This window comes from Aeromonas sp. QDB54, assembly GCF_027707385.1.
Taxonomy (GTDB): domain Bacteria; phylum Pseudomonadota; class Gammaproteobacteria; order Enterobacterales; family Aeromonadaceae; genus Aeromonas; species Aeromonas hydrophila.
This window is the reverse complement of the sequence record NZ_JAPCIT010000011.1, coordinates 74622-99861: the sequence shown is the minus strand read 5'-3', so window position 1 is coordinate 99861 and position 25240 is coordinate 74622. Positions and strand designations below refer to the sequence as shown.

At 59.3% G+C, this 25240-nt stretch carries 21 protein-coding genes and 1 pseudogene; 7 read left to right on the top strand and 15 right to left on the bottom strand.

What is annotated here, in order from left to right; all coding sequences use genetic code 11:
- The first annotated feature begins 60 nt into the window (after nucleotides 1-60).
- On the top strand, nucleotides 61-477 hold the full coding sequence (locus PG881_RS12795) for a YybH family protein (protein ID WP_270800410.1): 417 nt from the start codon (nucleotides 61-63) through the stop codon (nucleotides 475-477).
- Between the two features lie 224 nt (nucleotides 478-701).
- Here the strand turns inward: PG881_RS12795 and PG881_RS12790 are convergent, their stop codons facing one another.
- Nucleotides 702-1604, bottom strand: a complete 903-nt coding sequence (locus PG881_RS12790; protein WP_270800408.1) for a hypothetical protein — start codon at nucleotides 1602-1604, stop codon at nucleotides 702-704.
- Nucleotides 1605-2010: 406 nt separating this feature from the next.
- On the opposite strand from PG881_RS12790, the gene PG881_RS12785 reads away from it, so the two are divergent.
- Both PG881_RS12785 and PG881_RS12780 read left to right on the top strand, forming a co-directional pair.
- Complete coding sequence (locus PG881_RS12785; RefSeq protein WP_270800406.1) at nucleotides 2011-3606, top strand: ATP-binding cassette domain-containing protein; 1596 nt, start codon at nucleotides 2011-2013, stop codon at nucleotides 3604-3606.
- Nucleotides 3607-3616: 10 nt separating this feature from the next.
- A pseudogene (locus PG881_RS12780) lies at nucleotides 3617-3757 on the top strand (threonine synthase); the annotation flags it as partial.
- Nucleotides 3758-3967: 210 nt separating this feature from the next.
- Here PG881_RS12780 and PG881_RS12775 read toward each other — a convergent pair.
- Genes PG881_RS12775 through PG881_RS12765 form a run of 3 tightly spaced genes read right to left on the bottom strand, consistent with a single transcriptional unit; the run spans nucleotide 3968 to nucleotide 7391 of the window.
- A complete protein-coding gene (locus PG881_RS12775; RefSeq protein ID WP_270800404.1) occupies nucleotides 3968-5749 on the bottom strand; it encodes an AAA family ATPase in 1782 nt (593 codons plus the stop codon).
- Entirely contained in the window at nucleotides 5746-6228 is a 483-nt protein-coding gene (locus tag PG881_RS12770) for a hypothetical protein (protein WP_182859761.1), read from the bottom strand. The genes PG881_RS12775 and PG881_RS12770 overlap by 4 nt, the downstream gene beginning before the upstream one ends.
- Nucleotides 6225-7391 carry a dsDNA nuclease domain-containing protein gene (locus PG881_RS12765; protein WP_270800402.1) on the bottom strand — a complete coding sequence of 389 codons (1167 nt, stop codon included), beginning with the start codon at nucleotides 7389-7391 and terminating at the stop codon, nucleotides 6225-6227. The genes PG881_RS12770 and PG881_RS12765 overlap by 4 nt, the downstream gene beginning before the upstream one ends.
- Before the next feature lie 677 nt (nucleotides 7392-8068).
- Here PG881_RS12765 and PG881_RS12760 point away from each other — a divergent pair.
- The 3 genes from PG881_RS12760 to tsgA all read left to right on the top strand — a co-directional run bounded on the left by PG881_RS12760 (nucleotide 8069) and on the right by tsgA (nucleotide 10651).
- The gene (locus PG881_RS12760; protein WP_270800400.1) at nucleotides 8069-8449 is read left to right on the top strand and encodes a hypothetical protein; all 381 of its coding nucleotides are present in this window, start codon (nucleotides 8069-8071) and stop codon (nucleotides 8447-8449) included.
- 282 nt (nucleotides 8450-8731) lie between these two features.
- Nucleotides 8732-9433, top strand: coding sequence for a purine-nucleoside phosphorylase (deoD, locus tag PG881_RS12755; protein WP_016351488.1), 702 nt, complete (start codon nucleotides 8732-8734; stop codon nucleotides 9431-9433).
- Between the two features lie 54 nt (nucleotides 9434-9487).
- Nucleotides 9488-10651 carry an MFS transporter TsgA gene (gene tsgA / locus PG881_RS12750; RefSeq protein WP_270800396.1) on the top strand — a complete coding sequence of 388 codons (1164 nt, stop codon included), beginning with the start codon at nucleotides 9488-9490 and terminating at the stop codon, nucleotides 10649-10651.
- Between the two features lie 78 nt (nucleotides 10652-10729).
- On the opposite strand, the gene PG881_RS12745 is transcribed toward tsgA, so the two are convergent.
- The 5 genes from PG881_RS12745 to PG881_RS12725 form a co-directional block, all read right to left on the bottom strand.
- Nucleotides 10730-11407, bottom strand: a complete 678-nt coding sequence (locus PG881_RS12745; protein ID WP_103829218.1) for a Crp/Fnr family transcriptional regulator — start codon at nucleotides 11405-11407, stop codon at nucleotides 10730-10732.
- A 190-nt stretch (nucleotides 11408-11597) separates the two neighbouring features.
- A complete protein-coding gene (locus PG881_RS12740) occupies nucleotides 11598-14879 on the bottom strand; it encodes a response regulator (protein WP_270800393.1) in 3282 nt (1093 codons plus the stop codon).
- Nucleotides 14880-15042: 163 nt separating this feature from the next.
- On the bottom strand, nucleotides 15043-15810 hold the full coding sequence (locus tag PG881_RS12735) for a DODA-type extradiol aromatic ring-opening family dioxygenase (RefSeq protein WP_011706806.1): 768 nt from the start codon (nucleotides 15808-15810) through the stop codon (nucleotides 15043-15045).
- Nucleotides 15811-16054: 244 nt separating this feature from the next.
- Complete coding sequence (locus PG881_RS12730; RefSeq protein WP_016351483.1) at nucleotides 16055-16525, bottom strand: FKBP-type peptidyl-prolyl cis-trans isomerase; 471 nt, start codon at nucleotides 16523-16525, stop codon at nucleotides 16055-16057.
- A 163-nt stretch (nucleotides 16526-16688) separates the two neighbouring features.
- Nucleotides 16689-17843 carry a Na/Pi cotransporter family protein gene (locus tag PG881_RS12725; protein ID WP_201885657.1) on the bottom strand — a complete coding sequence of 385 codons (1155 nt, stop codon included), beginning with the start codon at nucleotides 17841-17843 and terminating at the stop codon, nucleotides 16689-16691.
- Nucleotides 17844-18091: 248 nt separating this feature from the next.
- Here PG881_RS12725 and PG881_RS12720 point away from each other — a divergent pair, with 248 nt between their 5' ends.
- A complete protein-coding gene (locus PG881_RS12720; RefSeq protein ID WP_270800387.1) occupies nucleotides 18092-18478 on the top strand; it encodes a hypothetical protein in 387 nt (128 codons plus the stop codon).
- Between the two features lie 98 nt (nucleotides 18479-18576).
- Here PG881_RS12720 and PG881_RS12715 read toward each other — a convergent pair whose 3' ends face one another.
- From PG881_RS12715 to PG881_RS12690, 6 genes are all read right to left on the bottom strand, one after another.
- Nucleotides 18577-19920 carry an APC family permease gene (locus tag PG881_RS12715; RefSeq protein WP_011706802.1) on the bottom strand — a complete coding sequence of 448 codons (1344 nt, stop codon included), beginning with the start codon at nucleotides 19918-19920 and terminating at the stop codon, nucleotides 18577-18579.
- On the bottom strand, nucleotides 19920-20069 hold the full coding sequence (locus tag PG881_RS12710) for a hypothetical protein (RefSeq protein ID WP_162837661.1): 150 nt from the start codon (nucleotides 20067-20069) through the stop codon (nucleotides 19920-19922). The genes PG881_RS12715 and PG881_RS12710 overlap by 1 nt, the downstream gene beginning before the upstream one ends.
- 356 nt (nucleotides 20070-20425) lie before the next feature.
- Nucleotides 20426-21769, bottom strand: a complete 1344-nt coding sequence (locus PG881_RS12705; RefSeq protein ID WP_011706801.1) for an APC family permease — start codon at nucleotides 21767-21769, stop codon at nucleotides 20426-20428.
- Nucleotides 21766-21891 carry a hypothetical protein gene (locus PG881_RS12700; RefSeq protein ID WP_257622350.1) on the bottom strand — a complete coding sequence of 42 codons (126 nt, stop codon included), beginning with the start codon at nucleotides 21889-21891 and terminating at the stop codon, nucleotides 21766-21768. Before PG881_RS12700 ends, PG881_RS12705 begins: the two co-directional genes overlap by 4 nt.
- A gap of 235 nt (nucleotides 21892-22126) precedes the next feature.
- Nucleotides 22127-23416 (bottom strand): 4-aminobutyrate--2-oxoglutarate transaminase, encoded by a 1290-nt coding sequence (gabT, locus tag PG881_RS12695; protein WP_270800385.1) that lies wholly within the window; start codon nucleotides 23414-23416, stop codon nucleotides 22127-22129.
- A 149-nt stretch (nucleotides 23417-23565) separates the two neighbouring features.
- Nucleotides 23566-25029: an NAD-dependent succinate-semialdehyde dehydrogenase gene (locus PG881_RS12690; RefSeq protein WP_194759023.1), complete on the bottom strand. Its 1464-nt coding sequence runs from the start codon at nucleotides 25027-25029 to the stop codon at nucleotides 23566-23568.
- Nucleotides 25030-25240 lie beyond the last annotated feature (211 nt).

The following is a 25240-nucleotide window of genomic DNA, read 5'->3' as shown; positions in this document are numbered from 1 at the left end:
TTTCTATCCATTGCTTTCTATCCGTGGCAGGGCGGGCAGGCCGCCCCATAAGGAGTGAAGATGAGTCAGCATCCCCTTCGTGCTCTTATCGAGACCTGCGACGCCGCCATCTCCCGGCGCGATTTCGACGCCCTGATGGCCTTCTACGCCGAGGACGCCGCCCTGGTGGTCAAGCCCGGCATGGTGGTGCGCGGCATTCCCGCCATCCGCCGTGCCTTCACTGCCATCTCGGATTACTTTCAGGGGCAGCTCAAGGTGGATCAGGGGGTAATGGAGGTGATTGAGGGGGCCGACAATGCGCTGGTGATCATGGAGACCCGGCTCAATTACCCGGATGGTCAGGGAGGCCTGACTGATGAAACCCGCCGTGCCACCTATGTGTTTCGCAAAGAAGCCGATGGGCAGTGGCGCTGCACCATAGACAACTCCTATGGCACTGCGCTGCTGGCAGCGGTGGACCCCGAGCCTTCTGCCTGAACGCTCCCAGGGGCTATCCCAGAGTGGGGACTGCTACAAGCCCCCGAATGGCAGGTAATCAATAAGCTGCTGATATATAAACACTTGTTAGACATTGCTGTGACCGTGATGGTGAGCAGCCCATCCCTGCCTGCCGGCGCAGATAGTGACTCGCCAAACTGGGTGAACGGGAAACAAAAATCCCCCGAGTGCGGGGGATTTTTATTGCTTCGATAACGGGCTGCTTAATTGGCTTTGCCAATCACCTGAGGGCTCGCTTCGCAGAAGTCGTAATCGTCGCAGTACTGCACCTGATAGGCATACTCCTTGCCGGAGATCAGAGGATTCTGGTCGCCATTGATGTCGATATAGCGGTCGTCGTTGATGCCGAGTTTGGCCAGTTCGACAAATTTCTGATCTTGCGGCTTGTCGAGTTTCTCGGCACGGGAGATGCGGGTGTATTTATGCTGACGGGTCGTGATGGCGCTGTTGTCGGCATTGCTCCAGGCGAGCTGGACTTCGCTGACCAGATCATTGCTGGCCTTGATCCCGGCAGGCTGGTTGAATCTTGGGTACTGCACCTTGATGGTGGAGCTGGCGATGCGCAGTCTCAGGCTGGTCAATGAGTCGAAGGAGGCAATATTGCTGCCGCACAGCGAGAGATATTTCGGCATCGCCTTGTCATATTTCGGCTGATCCTGTCCGTCGTAGAAATGCATCGAGAGCTGGGTATCGCCGCTGGAGTAAGAGGTCGCCCGTTCGATGTTCTTGCGCTGGGACAACATGAAGTTGTCGGGTGATCTGCCGGCCCCGACGGAAAGGGTCATGAAGGTATAAGAGTCGCTGGTGGAGGGCTGATAGAGATTATTGGTGCCCCGCAGGGAGTAGCTGCGATATTTCGGGTCCGAATACATGTAGGAGTAGAGATCCATGGTGCCGGCAGAGGCACCTCCTTCCGCATTGACGCCGGTGTCATTGAAGTTGTGTCCGAACAGCAGGGTGGCGCCTTGCGGGGTATTGAGGCGATACATCTGGCAGCCATCGATGATCCGCTGGTATTCCAGTGTGGCGAAGTGGTGGGCAACAGTCTGTTCGGCCATGGCAGGTGCAGCCAGCATGGTCAGAGCGGCGAAGAAAGCGCGTTTCATATAATCGAATCCCGAATAAAAAAAGAGCGCACATTCTAGATCATGTCATTCGTCAGTTGTGCTCCATATGGGTATTGAACTATCCCTCAAGGAGTGGTTTTCGTACGAGCCTTTATGGCGACTGAGATTGGCCGACAACAGGATCTGAGCCAGATGATGTGTGTTGACCTGCCCGCATACGTCGGGTTAGCCTCTTGGCTCCTTTGATATATGAGTACTTCCTCCGATGCGCATTTAACCTGTCCGCACCCCGCTTTTGATTCCTCTCCCGCCAGGGAGATCGGGTGCGTCTTACCGTGACAGGTTGATGCTGATTCCTCTGCTTTTTTCCACTTGTGGACACGTGTCCCTGTCATTTGGCTTGGCTCTTGGCCTGCGGCTCCCGCATTGGCCCACAGGAGTTCAGATGACCCATATCGCATGTCATATCAACGCCTTGCAGCTGCCCTTCGGCGCCTGCACTGTGCCCCTTACCTTCACTTTGCCCGCTGCGGGCTGCACCCTGATCGGCCACAACGGCATCGGCAAGAGCCTGCTGCTGGAATTGCTGGCGGGCCAGCGCCGCGCGGCTTCTGGCAAGATCGAGTGGTTGACCCCCATCAGCTGGTTGTCCCAGTTTGCACCCGCGCAGGCTCATGACGGTGCAGCCAGCGTGGCCGACCTTATCGGCTGGGGCGAGCCGCTGCGGGCCCTTGAGCGCATCGAACAGGGGAGCTGCGCCCTGGACGATTTCGAGCGGCTGGCTGATCGCTGGAACCTGCGCAGCGATCTTGCCGACCTGCTGGCAGAGGCTGGCCTCAGACTCGATGCCCATGCCCCGGTCAGCACCTTGAGCAGCGGCCAGCTCACCCGTTTGCGCCTGCTGGCGCTGTTTGCGAGGCCTGCTCACTTTCTGCTGCTCGATGAGCCGGACAACCACCTGGATGCCAGTGGCATCGCGTGGCTGAGCCAGCGATTGGCCAGCCACAGCGGTGGCTATCTGCTGGTAAGTCACGACCGGCGCCTGCTCAATCAGGGGAGCCAGATACTGGAGCTGGGCGAGCAGGGGCTGCAGAGTGCCAGCCTCTCGTTTGAGGCATTTTTGGCGCAGCAGGCGGAGCTGCAGGCTGCCCGCAGCGCCCGGTTGGCGCAGGCGATGCGTAGTGAGAAGGCGGCGGCGCGCAGCGTGCAAAAGGTGCGCGAACAGGCGGCCAGACGGGCCAGTCAGGGGCGGCGCGAGCGCGGCTCCCAGGCCAAGATCCTGCTCGATTTTAAAGCGGAACAGGCGGGCAAATCCCTTGGCAAGGTGCTGGATCGCCACGAGCGGGGCCACAGTGCCCAAGTGGAGGCGCGCGCCGAGGCGGCAGCCGCGCTGGCGGCGGTGCAGCCGCTTGTCATGAAATGGCCGGCGAAAAGCGATCGCAAGGGGGCGGCCCAGCCGCTGGTGATCACGGCGGCGCGCCACAGACGCTGGCATGATCAGCAGGTAGATCTGGTGCTGCAACGGGGGGAGCGCTGTCTGTTGGCCGGTGGCAACGGCAGCGGCAAGTCGAGTCTGCTGCAGATGCTGCGCGGTGAGTTGGCGCCCGAGGCGGGCAGCTTCCGCATCAATGGCCGGCTGGCCTGTCTCGATCAGGGGCTGAGCTTGATTGCGCGAGATCTCAGTCCGCTCGCCAACCTGCTGGCAGTGGCGCTGACACTTTCCGAGAGTGACGCAAGAACCCGGCTGGCGGGTATCGCACTGCGCGGCGATCGCGCCCTGGCGCCCTGCCATGGGCTGAGCGGTGGCGAGCGGTTAAAGCTGGGCCTCTTGATGGTGCTGGCGCAACTGCCCGACTTGCTGCTGCTGGACGAGCCGGACAACCATCTGGATCACCCCTCGCGCCAGTTGCTTATTCAAGTGCTGGCCGACTATCCGGGCTCCCTGCTGCTGGTTTCTCATGATCCCGAGTTTGTGGCTGGGGTAGGGGTTGAAAGGGAGTATTGGTTGGAGAGAGAGAAACAGATGCTGACAAACGTATAAGCCTCTGCACAAGTTCAAGGGGCCGGTGGACGAGATCCTGAATCTCAATGTGCCGCTACCCGGCCCGCTGGCCAAGCATGCCGAACTGTCGCTGCTCTCTCATAACCTGCCTGCCGAGTTTGCCCGGTTAAGGGCGTTTTTGGTGGGTTAAGCCGCTGAGCTTAGATAACCGATAGAAATAAAAATCCCCCGGCAACGGGGGATTTTTATTTCTGGATGGGGAAAGGGTACTCAAGCTCGATCTACGGTTTTATAGTGGGATGACTATTTGGAGCATGCATCGTTCCTGTTGCTTAGAATACTAAGGACTTTTATGGGCTCGACTTTGTGACCGGAGTCTGGTGATCACTAGCTCTGAGCACTAGTTCTTTATGTCAACATGGTCATTTTTCTTAAGAAACATTAAATGGTCCTCTCCGGGGAATTTTGGGTTCCATTCCACATCATGCTGGTCACCAGAGTAGTGATACTCAGTTGTGGAAAAGATGATTTGAATATTATTTTGTTTAGAGAGGGATTTTAATGATTTTATATATCCGTCTAAATCTTTGTTTTCTATGTCATGTTGCTTTGGCGTGTCGAGTATCATAAAGCGCAGGTTTTTTTCACTTTCTTCTGAAATTAACTCCACTAAAGCAGCATGATATGCAAGCACACTCCTTATACGTGTGCTTCCTTTTAGTTGTGTGATGGTTTCGACCCCTAAAATAGGAACAAACTCATCCGTGTATGTTATGTCTTTGCTGATGTTTGTTGTGTGTATTGAGTCAAGCCAATAAACAAAAAGATCTTTTAACTTTAGTCTTATCTTAATTATTTCAGGTAGTCTACTTTTAGTTTCAGATAGTCCTCTGTATTCATCATACACCCTATTTCTCACAGTGACCTTATCAAAGAGAATACTTTCAATACGTTCAATGTTTTCAAGTTCACTAAGTTGGGATTGAAGTTCAAAAACTTGATTTTTAATTCTAGATATAGCATCTACTAAAGTTGCTAATTCAGGTTTGTTTATTGATTCATTTCTCTCTTCGACAATGGTTTTTATTGACCACTCAAGATTTTCCTTGGATGTTATCAGCATGTCTAGAGTCGATAACTCTGTGACTCTATTTCTTTCTAGATCTTTTAGTTGATCTTTTAAATAGAGAAGGTTTTTACTATATGCATTTGAACTTTGAGAAAAAAGTTGGCAGTTTGACGAACCACATATTTCATCAAACGAAATAAATATTCTTCTGGCGCCTTCATTTAGACTTAATGTTTCTATCTCTGTGTTTATGTCTGAGATGATTTTTTGTAATCCATTACCTCTCTGGGTTATGACTTCTATTTGCTCATCCAAAAGTATTATCTCCTTTTTATGTCTAGATATAACTTTATCATAGATATTTATGGAGTCATCATAGCTATTACCAACGTTTTTTAATTGTTCCAGTTCACTTTCAAACCCTTGGATTTCTCTTCTTAAATCCTCTGGCTGTTTAGTTATGTAAATTGTTTTTGTTTTTTCGATAGTTAATTTTTTGGATATATCTTGGTGTTCTCTATCTAATCTATCTAACTTGTCCTTTAGATCTTTCCTTGCTTTTTTTTCATCCACGGAATTTTTAGGTGGAAGGCGGAATGCCAATCTTATCATTTCAGAAAACTGATCTTTGATAAAGTTACTTGGTGGGGAATATAATTTTCCGTATCCTTCGTCTTGGTCTAAATAAAAGATAGGTAAAAGAGATGAGAAATATGGTGGAGTTGCTTTGCTTTGCACGGTTACAAGCTGTTTTAAACTAAAGCCAAGCAATTCAAAGATAAATGCTGAATGTGATGCTTCATCATAAAATGTCTGCGTTACTCCATTGGGCTCAATAACATGGATATGTATTTCTTCTTTACTATAAAATCTCTTAAATTGATATTTTTTATCTTCGATTTCCACATGCAAAATGGCATAGTTGCATCGGTCATAGATATCATTTCTAAAAACATTTGGATAACCTAAGCAGTACGAAATAGATTGAACTATTGGTGTCTTACCACTGCCATTTGGACCATATATTTGAGTTATGTGCTCTCCGAAAAATAATTCTTCAGATATCCAGCCATCTTTTCCCTTAGGGAAAATCTGTATTTTTATGAGCTTCATTCTAACTCCGAGTCTAATTGGCGTGAAACACAAATGTTCCGGTATGAACGGGATATCAAGCTGAGATTATATTCAAGATTTTCATCCCAAGCGTTCGCTCTATCAATAACTTTCTTGCCCAGCTCTGTTATCTGCAACCGATCTTTTCTATTATTGATAGTAATCAAACCGGCATTTTCTAAAAAGCTCATTGATTTTACAGTTCGAATTCTTAGATTGGCTGACCAACCAATATGTTGGGTTGATCCTTTAAATCCTAAAAAGCTACTTTCAATACATTCACCAACCAATTGTCCAACCTCGGCTACCTTCGGCTTTCTCTTATCTTTAGCTAGCACTAATATTATTATGCTTATAAGTGGGAGTTGAAATAATGCTTCGTTGTCAAGGAGGTTGTACTGTTCTGATTTTTCTTGGGAGGATAGTGGCAGTGTTATGACATTATTTTGGAGGCGATGGAAAAAACTCTCAAAGTTCATATGCCACCTTTTATTATTTCAGAGAAAACAGCTCCCAGCAACATTTCTTCCGTAAGCCCATACAATCTGGCTTCACTTTTTAAGTTAGCATGAAACTGTTTTAATGGTGCATGAAGGCGTGATACGGTTAGTGAATTATTATTTTTTGCGGAAACAGCATTAATTATATCTCTTACAGAGCTGATAATATATCTCAGTTCAAGTTCGGATATGTTATGTCGAATGTTTCGATACCATATATCCCACTCAGTCTTGCATTTTGAGCAGAAGGTTACATCATCTAAACTGGCTCCAGAGGATAATAAGGTTCTTTGTATTATTGATAATGATTTTATTGCTTGGGGATCTTCGCCTCTGAGAATTTGCTCATAGGCCTCTTTAGATAAGCTGAGTAATGGTAGAAGGTCATTTATAGATACTGAAGAGGACTTTTCAATATTTTCCTCTGTAAATGGTTTAATTACTCCAGAGGATTTTGTGGATATTAACTCAAGTAATTTTATTATTATGTCTGTTGATTCATTGTGAGTTAAATCTATCTCGCTGTATTCATATATTTTCGCTCGTGCAAGTGGTCCAAAAAATGAGGCATCATCTTTTAGATGGTAGACGTCATTTTCAAATTTCAACTTTGATAGTCGAGCCTTTATATCTTCGTTAGACAGAGGAAGTTTTAGTTCATCCTTATAAATGTCATTGAATTTTTCAAGAAGAACTTTACTAAATTTACCAGTGAATTTTCCATCTTCAATATCAGAAAGTAGATTATCAATATCATCCTCATTGTTTATATTTGTTTGAAATATTACAGAGTTACGGTTCTGATTGAAAGTGATAGTGTGAATCAACATTTTACCTACAAAGCTTTTCTTTATTTCATCAGCGGATATGGCACCTCTTTTTTTCATCCCAAAAACTTCTAATAAAGTCCAGTTTTGGTTTTTCTTTGCTCTGGTTTTTACTTGGTAGAAAATGTATTTAACGTTGTCGCCATCTTTTTTCCTGATCACGATATCATCGTGAAGATCACAATAAATGCGATCGAAATCTCCACCGGATAAAACTTGTAATGCTGCGATGGCTGCTGAACGTACTTGTGCTCGATACCTAGAAAAAGAGTCTCTTCCTGATTGCTCTCTGGGGGGAATACTTTCTAGTAACATATTAAAGTTCCATAAAAACGAATCTCGTTTATTTGCGGGCTTTGCACATTATTATTTCTTACTTCAGATGGACAATAATAAAGTCATGGAGTGTTCATCTGCGAATTCAGCCAGACAATGTGCAATATGAAAAAACTGATGCCGCCGAGCCGATTTTTATCATGCAACACTGGAGATAATTAGACTGAATATCCGAAAATACGCTACCGCCCTTGGATTGCAGCTTCCAATGTGCTCCATCGACCAGCAGGAGGAGCCCGGATGGTGCTGTAGGCGCCGAATGACCAGCATATCCCCAAGCCTCATACGCAAACCAGTCAAAAATTGACGTAACTATCAGGAATATCTGCGTTTTATGCGCTGGCTCAAGAAATTGCTGTAGCGGGGGCTGGATTCCCATGGCCCTTGATTTTATTGGGGTTGGCGAGCGTCGTGGAGAAGAGGGGGCTGACTTGCTGTTGAGGCTGAGCTGGCCGGGGAGAGTCCCGCTTGGCCAATCGGCGCTATAGTGCGGCTATGGTGCCCTGTGCCCTGTGCCCTGTGCCCTGTGCTCCGTGGCCCTGGCTGGCGAGGCGGGGGATCTGCGGCAACAATCAGCTGTTGCAATAACCGCTATTTGCAAACCATCACTGTGCAAACAGGTCACCATGTCAACACATCACAATAAGGAACGTCATATGAAGCGTATTGCCATCCTGTTCGGCCTGCTCTGCGGCAGCGTGCTGCTGGCCAACCCGGTCTTTGCCAACGACTCGGCCCAGTTGCAGTGCGAGGCGCAGGCCGCGGCCAAAAAACTGGCGGGCGCCGCCAAGACCAGCTTTGTCGGCAAGTGCGTGAAAGATGCCGCCGGCGCCGCGACCGGCGAGTGCGAGAAAGCCGCAGCCGACAAGAAGCTGGCCGGTGCGGCCAAGAACAGCTTTATCCAGAAGTGCGTGAAGACTGGCGCGGCAGTGGATCCGGCGGCCAAGTGCGAGAAGGCGGCGGTCGACAAGAAGCTGGCTGGCGCGGCCAAGAACAGTTTTGTCCAGAAGTGCGTGAAGGATAGCGCCGCCAAGTAAGGGGTTTTCTTGTCCGGTGTGTTTGCGGGGGGCCTGATGGCCCCCCGCGCTTTTTGGGGGGCAGGGGCGTTATCGCTAAGCGGGTAACGCAGCGTATGCCGCAGGGGCAGGACTGATTAAGAGCCGATAAGCGGCGGTGAAGGGGGCAAGCGGGGGCGGCCTGGGAGAAGTTGCCGGAACTGGGATCTCGATCGGCGCAACAGGACTTTTGTCCTGCAAGGGGCAAGGGGGTGGGGGCTAGGATGCGCTCATCCACACGAGTCAAACTGGAGCACAACAACAATGACCGCTCATATCAATGCCAACCCGGGCGATTTCGCCGAGACCGTCATCATGCCGGGGGACCCGCTGCGGGCCCGCTATATCGCCGAGACCTTTCTGACCGATGCGCGCGAGGTGACCAATGTGCGCAATATGCTGGGCTACACCGGCTACTACCACGGCCAGCGTATCTCGGTGATGGGCCACGGCATGGGGATCCCCTCCATGGTGCTCTACGCCCACGAGCTGGTGAACGACTTTGGGGTCAAGCGGATCATCCGCATCGGCAGTCTGGGGGCGACCCAGCGCCACGTGCAGATGCGTGACGTCATTCTGGCGCAGGCGGCGGGCACCGACTCCCCGACCAACGCCAAGCGCAGCGCCGGCTACCAGATGGCCACCTCGGCCGACTTCGCCCTGCTGCACAAGGCGTTTACCAAGGCGCAGGAGAAGGCGATTCCGGTCAAGGTGGGCAATATCTTCACCGGCGACCTCTATTACGATCCGGACGAAAACCTCATTCCGGCGCTGGAGAAGTTCGGCGTGCTCGGCATCGACATGGAGGTGGCCGGTCTCTACGGGCTGGCCCATCAGCAGGGGATCGAGGCGCTCGCCATCCTGACTGTCTCCGACCACTGCCTGACCGGAGAAGAGACCACTGCCGAAGAGCGGCAGCTCTCCTTCAACCAGATGATCGAGCTGGCGCTGCACACCGCGCTGTAAGCGCCGCAGCCCCGCCCAACCCTGCACGCACCCTGACCCCAAGAGAGATCCAATATGAACAATAAGCTCTCCCTCACTGCCATCAGCTTCCTGGCCAACTTCGTGATGGCCGGTTTTGCGACCCAGTTCGGCATGCTGATCGACCCCATCGCCGCCAAGTTCGGCGCCGACGTCAATCAGGTGGCCTCCATCTTCTCCCTGCTCAACGGCGGGGCGCTGGCGGGCACCATTGCCGCCTTCTTCCTCATCGAGAAGGTGGGCCTCAAGCGGATGACGCTGCTCTGTTACGGCCTGATCGCGCTGGCGGCGGCTTCGCTCCATCTGACCGGCTCGCTCTATGTAGTGATGGCGGCCATGACGGTGATTGGCCTGTGCGGCGGGGTGGGGCTCTGCATTGCAGGGACCCTGGTGGTGAGCGTCTGGCAGGCACGGATGCAGAGCACCATGCTGGTGGTGCAGGATGCCACCTTCAACGTGGCCGGGGTGGTCTTCCCGCTTATCACTACCTACACCCTGACCCACGCCATGGCGTGGAGCTGGAGTTATCTGGCGGTGGGCGTGGTGGCGCTGGCGACCATGCTGGTGGCGGTGCTGACCAACTTCCGCAGCTGCGAGGCGGGCGGCGAGAGCGCCGGCAACGAGCACTCGGAGTGGAACCTCGGCATCATCAGCGGCGGATTGGGGCTCTTTCTCGGCATGCTGGCGCTCTACACCTTCCTCACCTGGGCGCCCATGTTCGTGAAGAACAAGTTCGGCATCCCCTTCGAGGAGGCGGGCAACATCATCACCCAGTACTGGACGGCGGCCCTGCTCGGCGCGCTGGTCTCGACCGCCATCGTGACCCGCATTGCGATCCGCACCTTCCTCTTGGTGATCATCACGCTGGCGATGGGGATGACGGCGCTTATCGTCACCACCGACAACCTGAGCCAGCTGCCTTACCTCACCTACGGTTACGGCTTTGTCTGCGCGGCCCTCTACAACGCCTTTATCGCCTACGGGGTGTCGTTTGTGCGCCAGGCATCGAGCAAGAACGTTTCCTACATCCTGATCAGCGGCAGCGCGGGGGCCATGTTCAGCCCGGCCATCAGTGCCATGTTCGAGCAGGTGATCGGCCTGCAGGCGGTGATGTACGCCATCCCGCTTATCTACGGCGTGATCCTCGCCATGCTGGTGGCCTCGCTGAAAATGGCGCGTCCCCAACCCTGTCTCGCCTGAGCGGGAGAGTAAACAGCAAGAGGGGCGGTATAAACCGCCCCTCTTTTTTGTCTTTAACCGGCAACTGATGCCTGCGACTTATGGCTGCTCCAGAAAGGCCTTGAGCCCCGCCAGATCGCGGATCTGCAACCCCTCCTCGCCGCGCTCCACCAATCCTTTATCCATCAACTCTTTCACCGCCCGCCGGTAGACCCGGTCGGTGGTGCCGAAGCGTTCCGCCTCCTGATACCCCTTGCGAAAGCCGCTCACCGGGTTGTGGTGGCAGTGGCTGTGATAGAGGTCGAGGGCGATGTTGTAGCTGATGGGGTAGAGCATGCGGCAGGTGAAGATATCCACCGTGTCCTGATAGTCGATGGCAATGGCGGTGGCAAAGAAGAGCGCCACCTTGGGGTGGGCGACCAGCGCCTGCTCCAGCTGCTCGCCGTCGATGCGGGCCACCTCCAGCGGCTCCTCGGCGATGATGTCGAGCTGGCAGCGGTAGCCGGTGAAGAACTCCATCTCGCCAAACAGCTGGTGGTCGCACTCCAGGGTGCCGAGCTGAAAGCGGCGGCCATTCATGGCGGTGTGGCCCATGGCGATGCGGCCGCTCTTGACCAGCACCAGATCCCGCAGCGGTTCACCCTGGCGCATCAGGGGCTCTCCCTCGGGGATGAGACGCTGCTCCGTGATGCAGGAGCTGACCACCTGTTCGATGAGATGGTGGCCGGCCTGCCAGTGGGGCTGAAAGCGCCCCTTGAGAAGGGGTTTGAGTTGCATGGGGTTCCGGGTCGTCGCCAAACACAAACGGCTATTACACACCCTGCCGCTGGCAGACTCCAGCCCGAAGGCGCTGAGGGCCGGCGTGAGCATGCGAGGGTGTGACGGGGATCGGGCTGGCAGGACTGGGGCGGACACGGCTGGAGCGGATAGGGTGGGAGCACAGCCCAGCGCAAGCTGGCTCAGATTATCAGACCGGACTCAGGGCGCTGGCGCTGTTCTGCTCCAGGCTGGCGAGGGCCGTGCGCAGCCGGGCCAGGCCGATGGGCTTGTAGAGGCACTCGTCCATGCCGGCGGCCAGGCAGCGCTCCCGCTCGCGCGCGGTGGCGTGGGCGGTAAAGCCCCAGATAGGCAGGGTATGGCCGCGGGCGCGCAGGCGGCGGGTCAGCTCGAAGCCATCCATCAGCGGCATCTGGCAGTCGGTGATGACCAGATCGAAGGGGTGGCTCTGGATGGCTCGCAGCGCCTCGACCCCATTGCCGCGCACGCTCACCTCGTGGCCCAGGTGCTTGAGCTGCTGGCGCAGCAGCACCTGGTTGGCGTGGTTGTCGTCCACCACCAGCACCCGCAGCCGGCCGGAGGCGGCAGGGGGGGATGGCCGCTTGGGGGAGGGCACCATGGCCGACGCGGTGTCGAGCGGCGCAGGCAAGGGTTCGCACTCTAGCTTTGGCTCTGGCGCTGGCGCCAGCGGGGTGAGCGGCAGCCGGATCCTGAGCTCGGTGCCGGCGCCAAGCTCGCTGCTGACCGCTATCTTGCCCCCCATCAGCTGGCACAGCATGCGGGCGATGTTGAGGCCAAGACCCGTGCCGGCGAACTGGTAGGGGTCGTGGGCGCGGTAGAAGGGGTTGAACAGCCCGGGCAGCTTGTCGGGCGCTATGCCCACCCCGCTGTCGCGGATGAGCAGGTGCAGCTGGGGTTGCTCCGCGCTCCCCGCGAGGCTGGCCTGCAGGCTCACTTCCCCCTGCTCGGTGAACTTGATGGCGTTGCCGAGCAGGTTGAAGACGATCTGGCGCAGGCGCGGCCCGTCGATCAGCACCCGTGGCAGGGGATCCAGCTCGACCCGGTAGCTGAGCCCCTTCTGCTCGGCCATGCCCGCAAAGGCGCGGGCCACCGATTGCAGCAGCGGCGCCAGCTCGCACGGCTCGGGGGCCAGGGTCAGCTGGCCCGACTCGATGCTGGAGATGTCCAGCACGTCGCCGATGAGATCCAGCAGGCCGTTGGCGGATTCGGAGGCGATGCGCAGCTGCTCGCCGGTGTAGGGGGCCAGAGCGGGATCCTGGCTCGCCAGTTCCAGCATGCCGAGGATGGCGTTCATGGGGGTGCGGATCTCGTGGCTCATGGTGGCCAGAAAGTCGCTCTTGGCGCGGCTGGCGCGGTCGGCCTGCTCCTTGGCGCGGCGCAGCGCCTCCTCCATGGTCTTGCGCTCGGTGATGTCTATCCAGCCGTTGATCACCCCGCTGATGGCGCCGCGGTAGTCAAAGTAGGGCACCATCCAGTGGTAGACGAACTGGCGCGGGCCGCGCTGACTGAAGATGCGATCCGACAAGATGGGGCTGCCGCTTTGCAGCACCTGCTGAAAATCCTGCTCCAGGGTAGTGATGGCCTCGGCACCCAGCAGCCCCTTGAGCCCTTCAGCAAACGAGGTGCCGAGCACCCGCTCGATGGGGGCGTTGAGGATGGCCAGGTACTTGCTGTTGCAGAGGATCACCTTGCCGCCCTTGTCGCGCACCACGATGGGGTGGGGCAGGCTCTCGCCGAGCGCCTCGATGAAGCGCACATGCTCTTCCAGCTGGCGGCGGGAGGCCTGCTCCGAGCGGGCCAGCCGGTTGAGCATGCGGTTGCGATAGAGCAGCAGCAGGGCGACGGCGAACAGGCCGGCCAGCAGCAGGTAGAAGTAGGGGGCGTTGCGCTCCATGAAGGTGGGGGCCGGCAGTTTGCGGTTGCGCCACTGGTAGCTCATGGTGGCCAGCTCGTTGGGGGCGATGGAGAGGATGGTCTTGTCGATGACATCCATCAGCATCTGGTTGCCGGGCAGGCTGGCAAAGCCCATCCGGATGGGCTGGTTGTCGGCGGGGCCGGCGATGCGGATCTGGCTGAGCCGGCCGCACTCCACCGCGTGCTGGGCAAAATAGAGCGGCACGATGGCGGCGTCGAGCCGGCCGTCGTCGACTGCCGCCATCGCCTCGTCGGCGCTTTCCAGATAGCTCACCCGGCTGCTGTCGAGCCGCCGGGCGATGGGGTTGTAGTGGGTGCTGCCCACCCGCTTGCCGGCGAGCTGCGCCAGATCGCCGCTCAAGGCATCCCCCTTGCGGGCCACCAGTACATAGATGTCGTCGGTGGCATAGGGCAGGGAGGGGCGCAGCCGGTAGCTCTCGGCCACCGGGCGGGAGATGGCGCCGATGAGATCCAGCTCGCCCCTGAGCAGGGCCTCGTTGCGCGCCAGCTCCGAGCCATAACTGACGAACTCGAAGCGCAGGCCGGAGCGCCGGCTGATCTTCTCCAGCATCTCCACCGACATGCCGGTGAGCTGGTTGTCGTAGTCGCGCACCCCGTAGGGGTAGAGATCGTCCATCAACCACACCCTGACTGGGCCGGCCGTCGCCAGCCAGGCGCGCTCCTCTGCGCTGTAGAGCTCGCTGGGGCGCTCGACGATGTCGCGGATGGGGCCGTTCCACTGGCTGAAGATGAGGCTGTGGGTGATGTCGCTCACCCCGGCCAGGGCGTGATTGAGCAGCGCCAGCAGCCGGGGGCTGTCGGCCGAGACCGCAAAGCGAAAGCCGTCTGCCGCGATGGCGGGTTGCGCCTGGCTGCGCTGCCGGATCTTGTCGAAGCGCTCGCTGTTGAGGTAGTGCAGGGAGTGGGGATCGCTTAGCAGCAGCGGCTCGCGGCCGAAGAAGACCGCATCGAAGGCCGCCACGTTGGAGGGGTAGTTGACCAGCACCAGATCCGGGTAGTAGCGCTTGAAGGCGGCCTCGTCCACATAGCCCTGCACGGTGGCGACCCGCTGGCCCGGCAGCAGCAGCGGGCCCTGTTCGGCGGCGAGCGCCGAGAAGACGGGGGCACTGCTGAAATAGCGCTGGCTGAGGGCGATGCCCGCCTGGTCGGGGCCGCTCAGGCTGAGGTTGCCGAGATTGACGAGGTCAAGCTCCCCCGCCCGCAGCGCCGCCAGTGCGCTGCGCTTGTCGTCGAACACCCGCAGTTCGACCGGCTTTTGCAGGGTCTTGGCGACGATGTCGAGATAGTCGGCGGAGATCCCCTCGAAGTGCTCGTCCAGTCCGGTCATGGTGAACGGGCGGTAGTCGTGGCGCAGCACGCCGACGCGCAGCAGCTGGTGCCGGGCCAGCCACTGCTGTTCGGCCGCCTGCGTGGGGGCCGGGCTGCTCTGCAGATAGTGACGGCTGTGCAGGGTGAGCGCCTGGGCGCAGAGGGGAAACAGCAGGCAGAGCAGCAGCAGGGGTCGAATAAGGTTCATTGCCGGCTTGCGCCCCTCCCGCTGGTCAGATGGTGATCGAAAGCGGCGATTCTACCGAAGAGCGGCGGACAATGAACCTCTATTCAGCAGTTTGTCAGTGCCGGCGCCATAAAAAATGGCGGGAAGCGACCCGCCATCTTGCGCTGTCTGGCACTGCCAGGGCTCAACCGAAGCGGTAGGAACCCATGTAGAGGCTGCCGCCATCCCAGCTGTCGTGCAGCTTGACCGGCTTGTCCTGGCCGGCGGCGCCGAGTGCCACAAACAGCGGACGCAGGTGATCGTCGTGGGGATGGGATTCCACCGCCCCCGGCGCGCGCGCCCGGTAATCTTCCAGCGCGGTCCGATCGCCCTCGCTCATGGTCAGCTCCAGCCAGTTGACGAAGCTGCGGGCCCAGCCCGGCACCGGCGAGTTTTCCGGCCCCAGTGCCCGCAGGTTGTGGGTGATGGCGCCGGAGGCCAGGATGCCGATCCCCTGGGCGCGCAGCTGTTGCAACGCCTCCCCCAGTTGCCACAGCTGGCGCGGGGTGAAGCTGGCCGGGATGGAGAGCTGCACCAGCGGGACGCTGCTGGCGGGATCCATCAGCGAGAGCGGCGACCAGACCCCGTGATCCAGCTCGCGGCGCACCGGTTCGGCGGGCAGGCCCGCCAGCAGCAGCTGATCGCTCACCGCCTCCTGCAGCCAGAGCGGGCTGCTGGCCGGCCAGCGGATGTGGTAGAGCGGCTCGGGGAAGCCGTAGAAGTCGTACATCAAGGCCGGGTTGGGCTCGACGTTGATCTGCAGCTCGCTGCGGGTAAACCAGTGGGCCGAGATGACCACCAGCCCCTTGAGATCGCCAAGGCGCAAATTTTTGAGGAAATGGGTCGCCGGCTGGTCGCGCAGAACCAGATCCGGGGCGCCATGGGAGATGAACCAGACGGGGGCGATAGACATGACAGACTCCATATGCGTTGTGCCGGTGCGCGGCGCACCGAAAACTGTGGGCCAGGGCGACATGCCACTGACGATATGGTCATTATCTGCCCCGACAATGAAGTTAACAATCCAGCTTGATGAATAAGCACTGTTCACTATTGGTTGATAGTGATGGAGGGAGGGTAGGCGGTTTTACTCATGACAAGGCCGGCGCAGTGGCCGGCCCTGGGGGATCAAACAGGCGCTGAATTGGGTCTGACTGTTATTGAATACCCAGCAGTTCCACGTCGAAGATCAGCACGGATCCCGGCGGGATCTTGCCGGCGGCGCGATCGCCGTAGGCCAGGTTGGCGGGGATGTAGAAGCGGGTCTTCTCCCCTTCCACCATCAGCTGCACCCCTTCGGTCCAGCCGGCGATCACCTGGTTGAGGCCAAACTCGATGGGCTCGCCGCGGGCGACCGAGCTGTCGAAGACGGTGCCATCCAGCAGCTTGCCCTCGTAGTGCACCTTCACCTTGCTGGTGGCGGTAGGGTGAACGGTGCCGGTGCCCGGGGTCAGCACTTCATACTGCAGGCCGGAGGCGGTGGTGGTCACCAGGGGTTTTTCCTTGTTGGCGGCGAGGAACTCGGCGCCCTTGCGCACGTTTTCCACGGCCTGCTTCTTGTTGTTGCTGCTCGAGTAGAAGTAGTAGGCGACGCCGGCAACCAGCAGCGCGATCAAAACGAATTTCATCGGGTATCCCTATGTCGTGAAATGCCGAGAGGGCAGTGAGAGCGGCATCTTATCCCAGCCGGGGGGCGAGGGCGAGCCGGCGGGCGGCAAGATGTGACTGGACGGGCAAAGCCTGAGCCAGAGTCAGAGTCGAGGGACGCAGCGCATCCCCCGGCCTCTGTCGTTACTTGGCGGCCACCATCATCAGGGCGGGCAGGGCGAAGAAGAGGCCCGCCACGTAACCGAGCGCCAGCAGCTTGTTCTCGCTGCCGACCCGGGCCAGCCCCTCGGCCGCCTTGACCGGCAGCTCGCGCAGGAAGGGCACCCCGTAGATGAGCACCACGGCGAACAGGTTGAACAGCACGTGCACCAGGGCGATGGTCAGCGCCAGCTTGGCACCGGCGCCGCTGATGGCGGTGGCGGCCAGCAGGGCGGTGATGGTGGTGCCGATGTTGGCGCCCAGGGTGAAGGGGTAGAGCTGTCGGGTGCTGAACACGCCGCCGCCGGCCAGCGGGATCATCAGGCTGGTGGTGGTGGAAGAGGACTGCACCATCACGGTGACCAGGGTGCCGGAGGCGATGCCGGTCAGCGGGCCGCGGCCCAGCGCCCGGTGCAGCAGATCCCTGGCACGGCCCACCAGCACTTTCTGCAGCACCTTGCCGAGCCAGGTGACGCAGCCGAGGATCAGCAGGATGCCGATGCAGATGGTGGCGATGGCGGGCCCTTTGCCCGGCAGGAAGGCCACCAGGCCGTCGATGAAGGTGAGGGCCGGGGAGAGCAGCGGCTTCATGAAGTCCATCCCCTGCATCGACATGTCGGCGGAGCCCGCCAGCAGGTCGGCCAGCGCCTCGGCGCTCTTTTGCAGCAGGCCGAACATCAGTTCCAGCGGCAGGAAGATGAACACCGCCAGCAGGTTGAAGAAGTCGTGCACGGTGGCGGCGGCAAAGGCGCGGCGAAACTCGCCCCGATCCCGGATATGGCCGAGGGAGACGATGGTGTTGGTGATGGTGGTGCCGAGGTTGGCGCCCATCACCATGGGGATGGCCATGCCGATGGGCAGGCCGCCGGCCACCAGGCCGACGATGACCGAGGTCACCGTGCTGGAGGATTGCACCAGGGCGGTGGCCAGGATGCCGAGCAGCAGGGCGACGAAGGGGTTGCTGGCGAAGGCGAAGATCTGGGCCGCGCCCTCGGCGCCGCCGGAGAAGCCCTTGAAGCCGTGGGAGACGGCGCCGACGGCAACCAGGATCAGGTAGATCAGAGTGATGACAGCGAGCCAGTTGAACAGTGGGCCGGTACGACGGGTCTGCTGTTGTGCGAAAGATGGGGTGCTGTGCATGAAGCCTCTTGGGACAGTCTGCGTGAAAATGGACGGGCGCATTAGACCAAGGCTCCATGACAGAAATATGACAAAGTGACACTTTTGTGATGCTTTGATGACATGGACGGCGGGGCTCATTGGACAGGAGGTGTCGGAGCTGGCCGGGATCCCGGCCGGTTTGGCCACAGATCCCCCGCGCGGCTTGCAGCCGGGAGTCAGGGCGCTATGCTGCCCCCTTTCCTTCCCTCAACGAGAGTGATGTTGTTATGCGTGCATGGGTGCTGTGTCTGTCCCTGTCCCTGGGTCTGTTGTCTGCCGGTGCGCAGGCGAGCGTGTTCAAATCCGAGTGCAACCTCGACAAGGCGGTGAAGAACGAGGCGCTCAACGCGACCCTGGGGGTCAAGGGCAACTGCGATACCGACAAGCTGGTGCGCCAGCAGAAAGAGAAGGCCAAGGCCGAGGTGAAGAAGAACACCACGGACATGCTGGACCAGAAAACTGCTGGCCTCAAAGAGGGCAAGAGCCAGCTGCAGGGGACCCAGCAGAAGGTCAATCAGGCCGGTCAGCAGCTCAAGCAGACCCAGCAGGATGTGAAGGCGGTGGCCAAGGATCCGCTCAAGGCGGCCGCCACTGCGGTGATCAATCAGGGCTGATCTGCCTGCCCGCTTTGGGCGGGGCCGCGAGCGCGGCGTGCACAGCAAGAAGGGGAGCCATGGCTCCCCTTCTGCATTTGTGCGTCTGCTCGTCGTCCTTACTGGGTGTCGGCCGCCTCTTCGTACTGACGGAAGGGGATGCGGAACACCGCGAGGCGCAGAAACAGGTAGGTGACACCAAGGCCGGCCCAGATCAGGCCCAGCTCCAGCGAGCTCTGCTCCAGGTTGATCCAGAGCGCGCCTATGGTGGCGGCGCCCAGCAGCGGCAGCACCAGGAACAGCAGGTGCTCCTTGAGGCTCTTGTTGCGCTTCTCGCGCACCCAGAACTGGCCGATGACCGACAGGTTGACGAAGGTGAAGGCCACCAGGGCACCGAAGTTCACCAGCGCCAGCGCCATGTCCAGATCGAACGACACCGCGGAGAGCGCCAGGGCACCCACCATCAGCACGTTGATGGCCGGGGTGCGGAATTTCGGGTGGATGTAGCCGAACACCCGCTCCGGGATCATGCGATCGCGCCCCATCACGTAGAGGATGCGCGACACGCCGGCGTGGGCGGCCATGCCGGAGGCCAGCACCGCGACCGTGGTGCACACCAGCACCACGCTCTGGAACAGGGTGCCGCCGACGTAGAGGGCGATCTCCGGCAGCACGGCGTCCGGCTCCTTGAAGCGGGCCAGATCCGGGAAGTAGAGCTGCAGGAAGTAGGAGACGGCCACGAAGATGATGCCGCCGATCAGCGCGGTCAGCACGATGGCGCGCGGGATCACCTTGCCGGCGTTGGGGGTCTCTTCGGAGAGCGAGCTCAAGCCGTCGAAGCCCAGGAACGAGAAGCAGAGGATGGTGGCGCCGGTAAACAGCGGCACCATGCCGGCCGACTCGAAGTGGAACGGCCGGCTGCTCAGCAGGGTCGCCGCCCCTTCACCGTGATAGATGCCCCAGCCCATCAGGCCGAGGAAGACGGTGATGATGGCGAGCTGGATGAAGACGATGACGCCGTTGAAGTTGGCCACCAGGTTGATGCCGCGCAGGTTGAGGAAGGTCATCACGGTCACCAGACCGAAGATGAAGATCCAGGGCTCGACGCCGGGGAACATGGCGGTCAGGTAGATCTTGGCCAGCAGGATGTTGATCATCGGCATGAACATATAGTCGAGCAGGGAGGACCAGCCGACCATGAAACCGATGTAGGGGTTGAACACCTTCTGGGCATAGGTATAAGCCGAGCCCGCCGAGGGGAAGCGGCGCACCAGATGGCCGTAGCTGAAGGCGGTCAGCAGGATGCCGCCGAGCGCCAGCAGATAGGCGGTGGCGACGCGGCCTTCGGTAATGTCACCGACGATGGCAAAGGTATCGAATACCGCCATGGGTGTGAGGTAAGCCAGACCCATCACCACTACCTGGAAGAGGGTGAGCGTCTTGAGCAGCTTGGCACCGGCCATCACGCTTTCTCCTCTGCGATCGCCAGGTCGGCGAAGGGGGACGGGATCAGGGACGCAGCGCGTCGCTGGACACAGGGGACGCCGGTCTGCGGCACAGACGGGTGGCGTACGCCGGCGGGCACCGGCAGGAAAGCAGTGAAATGCCCCATGTTTTTCCTCACAACGTCGGGAGATTGCCTGGCAATCTCGATATCAATTCCGGTACAAAGTCCGGCCTCTTGGTGAATGTGGTTTTCCCCTAAAAAACGAAGAACCGATGCTGCAAAAAACATCGGCTCTCAGGGGCGGCGTATTGTGCCCTCAGGGGGGGGAGGACACAAGCAAAAAAGCCCCGGTCGGGGGATTTTGTTGACCTGGGTCAGGTCGGGCTGTGGCTCCGGGCTGGCAGCCAGTGTTGACGGGGGCTGCAGCGACGCAGGTCACGCGCGAAAATGGCTGTTGCGCAGGGCTGACAGGGGTAAAAAAAGCGCCCGCAGAGGGCGGGCGCAGTGAACGCAAAGGAGGCTCAGGAGGCGTCGGTTTCGGGCCGGCGCAGCTGGACCCGGAACACGGTGAGCCGCAGCAGCAGATAGAGGGCGCCGAGTGCGGCCCAAATCAGCCCCAGTTCGAAGGAGGCCGGCTCCAGGTTGAGCCAGAGCACGCCGATGCAGGCGGCCCCGCACAGGGGCAGCAGCAGGAACACCAGATGGTCCCGCAGCGTCTTGTTGTGACCGAGCTTGACGTAGAAGTGGGCGATCACCGCCAGGTTGACGAAGGTGAAGGCCACCAGAGCACCGAAGTTGATCAGCGCCAGCGCCATCTCCAGGTCGAACGACACCGCCGAGAGGGCCAGTACCCCCACCAGCAGCACGTTCAGGGCCGGGGTCTGCCAGGTCGGGTGAACGTAGGCGAAGAAGCGGCTCGGCAGGGCGCGATCCCGCCCCATCACGTAGAGCAGGCGCGACACGCCGGCGTGGGAGGCGAGCCCGGAGGCCAGCACCGCCACAGTGGTGCAGACCAGTACCACCGCCTGGAACAGCTTGCCGCCCACATAGAGGGCGATCTCTGGCAGCACCGCATCCGGTTGCTGGAAGCGGGAGATGTCCGGGAAGAACAGTTGCAGGAAGTAGGAGACGGAGATGAACAGCACGCCGCCGATCAGCGCCGTCAGCACGATGGCGCGGGGGATCACGCGGGAGGCGTCCGGGGTCTCTTCGCTCAATGTGGTGATGGCGTCAAAGCCGAGGAACGACAAGCAGAGAATGGAGGCGCCGGTGAGCAGAGGGGCCACATTCATGTGCTCGGAGAAGAAGGGACGGCTGCTCGCCACCGTGCCGAGCCCCTCGCCATGGTAGACACCCCAGGCGATGAGGCCGATGAAGACGGCGATGATGCTGAACTGCATGATGACGATCAGGCTGTTGAAGTTGGCCACCAGCTTGATGCCGCGCAGGTTGAGCAGGGTCATGACGGTGGCCAGACCGAGAATGTAGGTCCAGGGTTCCACGCTCGGGAACAGGGCCTCCATGTAGATCTTGGCCAGCAACATGTTGATCATCGGCATGAACATGTAGTCGAGCAGGGAGACCCAGCCCACCATGAAACCCACGTAAGGGTGAAACACCTTCTGGGCATAGGTATAGGCCGAGCCTGCCGAGGGAAACTTGCGTACCAGGTGGCCGTAGCTCATGGCGGTGAACAGCATGCCGATGAGGGCGAACAGGTAGGCGGTGGGCACATGGCCTTCGGTGATCTCGGTGACGATGCCGAAGGTGTCAAACACGGCCATGGGGGTCAGGTAAGCCAGCCCCATGATGACCACGTGCCACAGTTTGAGGCTTTTTTTCAGGCCGACGGGTTGGGCATTCATTGTGCTTTCCCCTCAATCCGGGCCGAAGGGATCAGGCTGACGGTATCAACCTGGGCATAGGGGGCGCCAGAGAGGCGGCGCAGACCGGCGTGGGCCGGCAGGAAAGCAGTGAAATACCCCATGGTGTTCCTCACTAGAGAAGCGGGTGTCGTGAGATGGCAACCCATCTCGCTATCATTTCCGGTCGGTTCCGGCCTCGTTGTGGATTTGTTTGCCGTAAAAAAAGAACCTGACTCAGCAAGTGGTCGGTCCTTTGTTGCGGCGGCGCATTGTGCATTCGTGTTGCCCCCTTGACAAGCATATCAAGGGGGCAAAAACGCATTTTTTTGCACTGATGAGCGGATGTTGCGGTTCTGATCAGCCCTGGGCTGCCAGCAGGGCCTGCTCGAGCAGATCCAGCCCCTCGTCGATGAGGGCCGGAGAGGCCGTCAGCGGCGCCAGGAAGCGGATGACGTTGGCGCGCACGCCGCAGGCCAGCAGCACCAGCCCACGCTTGCCCGCCTCGGCCACCAGCCGCTTGGTGAGGTCGGCATCCGGTCTGGCCGCATCGCGCTGCTTGACCAGCTCCATGGCCACCATGGCGCCGGGGCCGCGGATGTCGCCGATGCAGTCAAAACGCTCCGCCAGCTGCTGCAGGCGGGCCTTGATCTGCTCGCCCTGAGCGTTGGCACGTTGGTTGAGCTGCTCCTCTTCGATCACCTCCAGCACCGCCAGGGCAGCGGCGCAGGCGATGGGGGAGCCGGCATAGGTACCGCCCAGACCACCCGGTTTGGCGGCGTTCATCACCTCCGCCTTGCCCACCACGGCGGAGAGCGGGAAGCCGCCGGCCAGGCTCTTGGCCAGGGTCATGATGTCCGGCTCGATACCGGCATATTCGGTGGCGAAGGTCTTGCCGGTGCGACAGAAACCGCTCTGGATCTCGTCGCAGATGAGCAGGATGCCGTGCAGATCGCACAGCTGGCGCAGGCGCTGCATGAAGCTGGCGGAGGCGGGGTAGAAGCCCCCTTCACCCTGCACCGGTTCGATGATGATGGCGGCCACCCGGGTCGGTTCGATATCCGAGCTGAAGCAGAGATCCAGCGCGGCCAGCGCATCGGCCTCGCTCACCCCCAGGTAGTCGCTCGGGAAGGGCAGGTGATAGACCTCTCCCGGGAAGGGGCCGAAGCCGGTCTTGTAGGGCACCACCTTGCCGGTGAGCGCCATCCCCATCATGGTGCGGCCGTGAAAGCCCCCCTTGAAGGCGATGGTGCCGCTGCGACCGGTGTGGGCACGGGCGATCTTGATGGCGTTCTCCACCGCCTCGGCGCCGGTGGAGAGAAACAGGGTGCGCTTCGGGGTGGGGCCGGGCACCAGGGCATTCAACTTTTCTGCCAGCTCGATATAGCCGGGGTAGGGGGTGACCTGGAAGCAGGTGTGGCTGAATTTTTCCAGCTGTGCGCGCACCGCGGCCACCACTTTCGGGTGGTTGTGGCCGGTGTTGAGCACGGCGATGCCGGAAGCAAAATCGATGTAGCGGTTGCCCTCCACATCCCATAGCTCGGCATTTTGCGCCCGCTCGATAAACACCGGCAGCAGGGTGCCGACACCGTTGACCACGGCCGCTTCACGGCGCGCTTGCCACGCCTTGTTTGATGCTGACTGACTCATCTTTCCTCCCTGAGGGGCCGGGGGCCCCTGTCTCAATGTGGCGAGGCCCCCTTGGGAGCACTCACTTCGTCCTTGTGAACTGATATGGCTGCGCTGGCGGGTGGCGGGCCCCTGTTGCAGGCCCGGCCGCCGGCGCAAGATGTGACTGACTAGCGGATGCCGCCGAAGCAGAGGTATTTGGTCTCGAGGTACTCCTCCAGCCCCTCGGCCGCCCCTTCACGACCGAGGCCTGACTCCTTGATGCCGCCAAAGGGGGCCAATTCGGTCGAGATGATCCCCTCGTTGATGCCGACCATGCCGTATTCAAGCTGCTCGGCCACCCGCCAGACGCGGGCGATGTCGCGGCCATAGAAGTAGGCGGCGAGGCCATATGGGGTGTCGTTGGCCAGGGCGATGGCCTCGGCTTCGGTCTCGAAGCGCACCAGCGGCGCCACCGGGCCGAAGATCTCCTCCTGCAGGATGGGGTTGGCTTTATCGACCTTGCCCAGAATGGTGGGCTGGTAGAAGAGCGGGCCGGCGGGATGGGCTTCGCCCCCGAGCAGCAGCTCGGCGCCGGCGGCGGTGGCCTGTTTGACCAGCTCGGCCACCTTGCTGGCGGCGGCCGGGTTGATGAGCGGGCCTATCTGGGTGCCCTCGCTCATGCCGTCGCCCACCTTGAAGGCTTTGACTGCGGCGGTGAGCTTCTCGGCGAAGGCGTCGTAGATGCCGGCTTGCACCAGGATGCGGTTGGCACAGACACAGGTCTGGCCGGCGTTGCGGTATTTGGAGGCGAGTGCGCCGGCAACGGCGGCGTCGAGGTCGGCGTCGTCAAACACGATGAAGGGGGCGTTGCCACCCAGCTCCAGCGACAGCTTCTTCATGGTGTCGGCGCACTGGCGCATCAACAGCTTGCCGATGCGGGTGGAGCCGGTGAAGGAGAGCTTGCGCACCGTCTTGTTGTTGCACAGCTCGTTGCCCACCGCTGCGGCCTGATGGCTTGTGACGATGTTGATGACTCCGGCCGGGATGCCTGCCTGCTCCGCCAGTGCCGCCAGCGCCAAGGCACAGAGCGGGGTCTCGGCGGCCGGCTTGATGACGATGGTGCAACCGGCTGCCAGCGCCGGGCCCGCCTTGCGGGTGATCATGGCGATGGGGAAGTTCCAGGGAGTGATGGCGGCGACCACCCCCACCGGCTGCTTGATGGTGGCCAGCCGGCGATCGCTGGAGAAGCCCGGAATGGTGCGGCCGTAGGCGCGTTTGCCCTCTTCCGCGAACCACTGGATGAAGCTGGCGCCGTAGGCCACTTCCCCCTTGGCCTCGGCCAGCGGCTTGCCCTGCTCGCAGGTCATGATGCGGGCCAGCTCCTCCTGGTTGGCCATGATGAGCTCGAACCAGGCGTAGAGCCGGTTGCTGCGCTCCTTGGCGGTGAGCGCGGCCCAGCCGGGCTGGGCCGCGTGGGCGGCGGCGATGGCGCGGCGGGTGTCACCCTCGTCCATGTCGGGCACCTGGGTAATGACCTGACCGGTGGCCGGGTTGTGCACCTCGAACCGGCGTCCGCCGCCGGCTTCACACCAGCGGCCATCTATATAGGCAAGGGATTTGATCAGGGAGAGTGCGGGTTGTGATGCTGACATAGATAGCAAGCCTCGATTGTGGGTCAGGGGGCCGGCTCATCCTGTGCCGCCACCGTATAGAATAATAAGCACAGGAAGACCATAAATTGAGCTGAAATGTTTTTCAAGTGTTAAATATATTTGAGTAAACTGTGTCTCGCGTGCTAGAAATGGAGCTGTTGGAGCGATTTTACCGGTTTTTGCGGTGCAGGGTGTGCAAAATAATGAACGG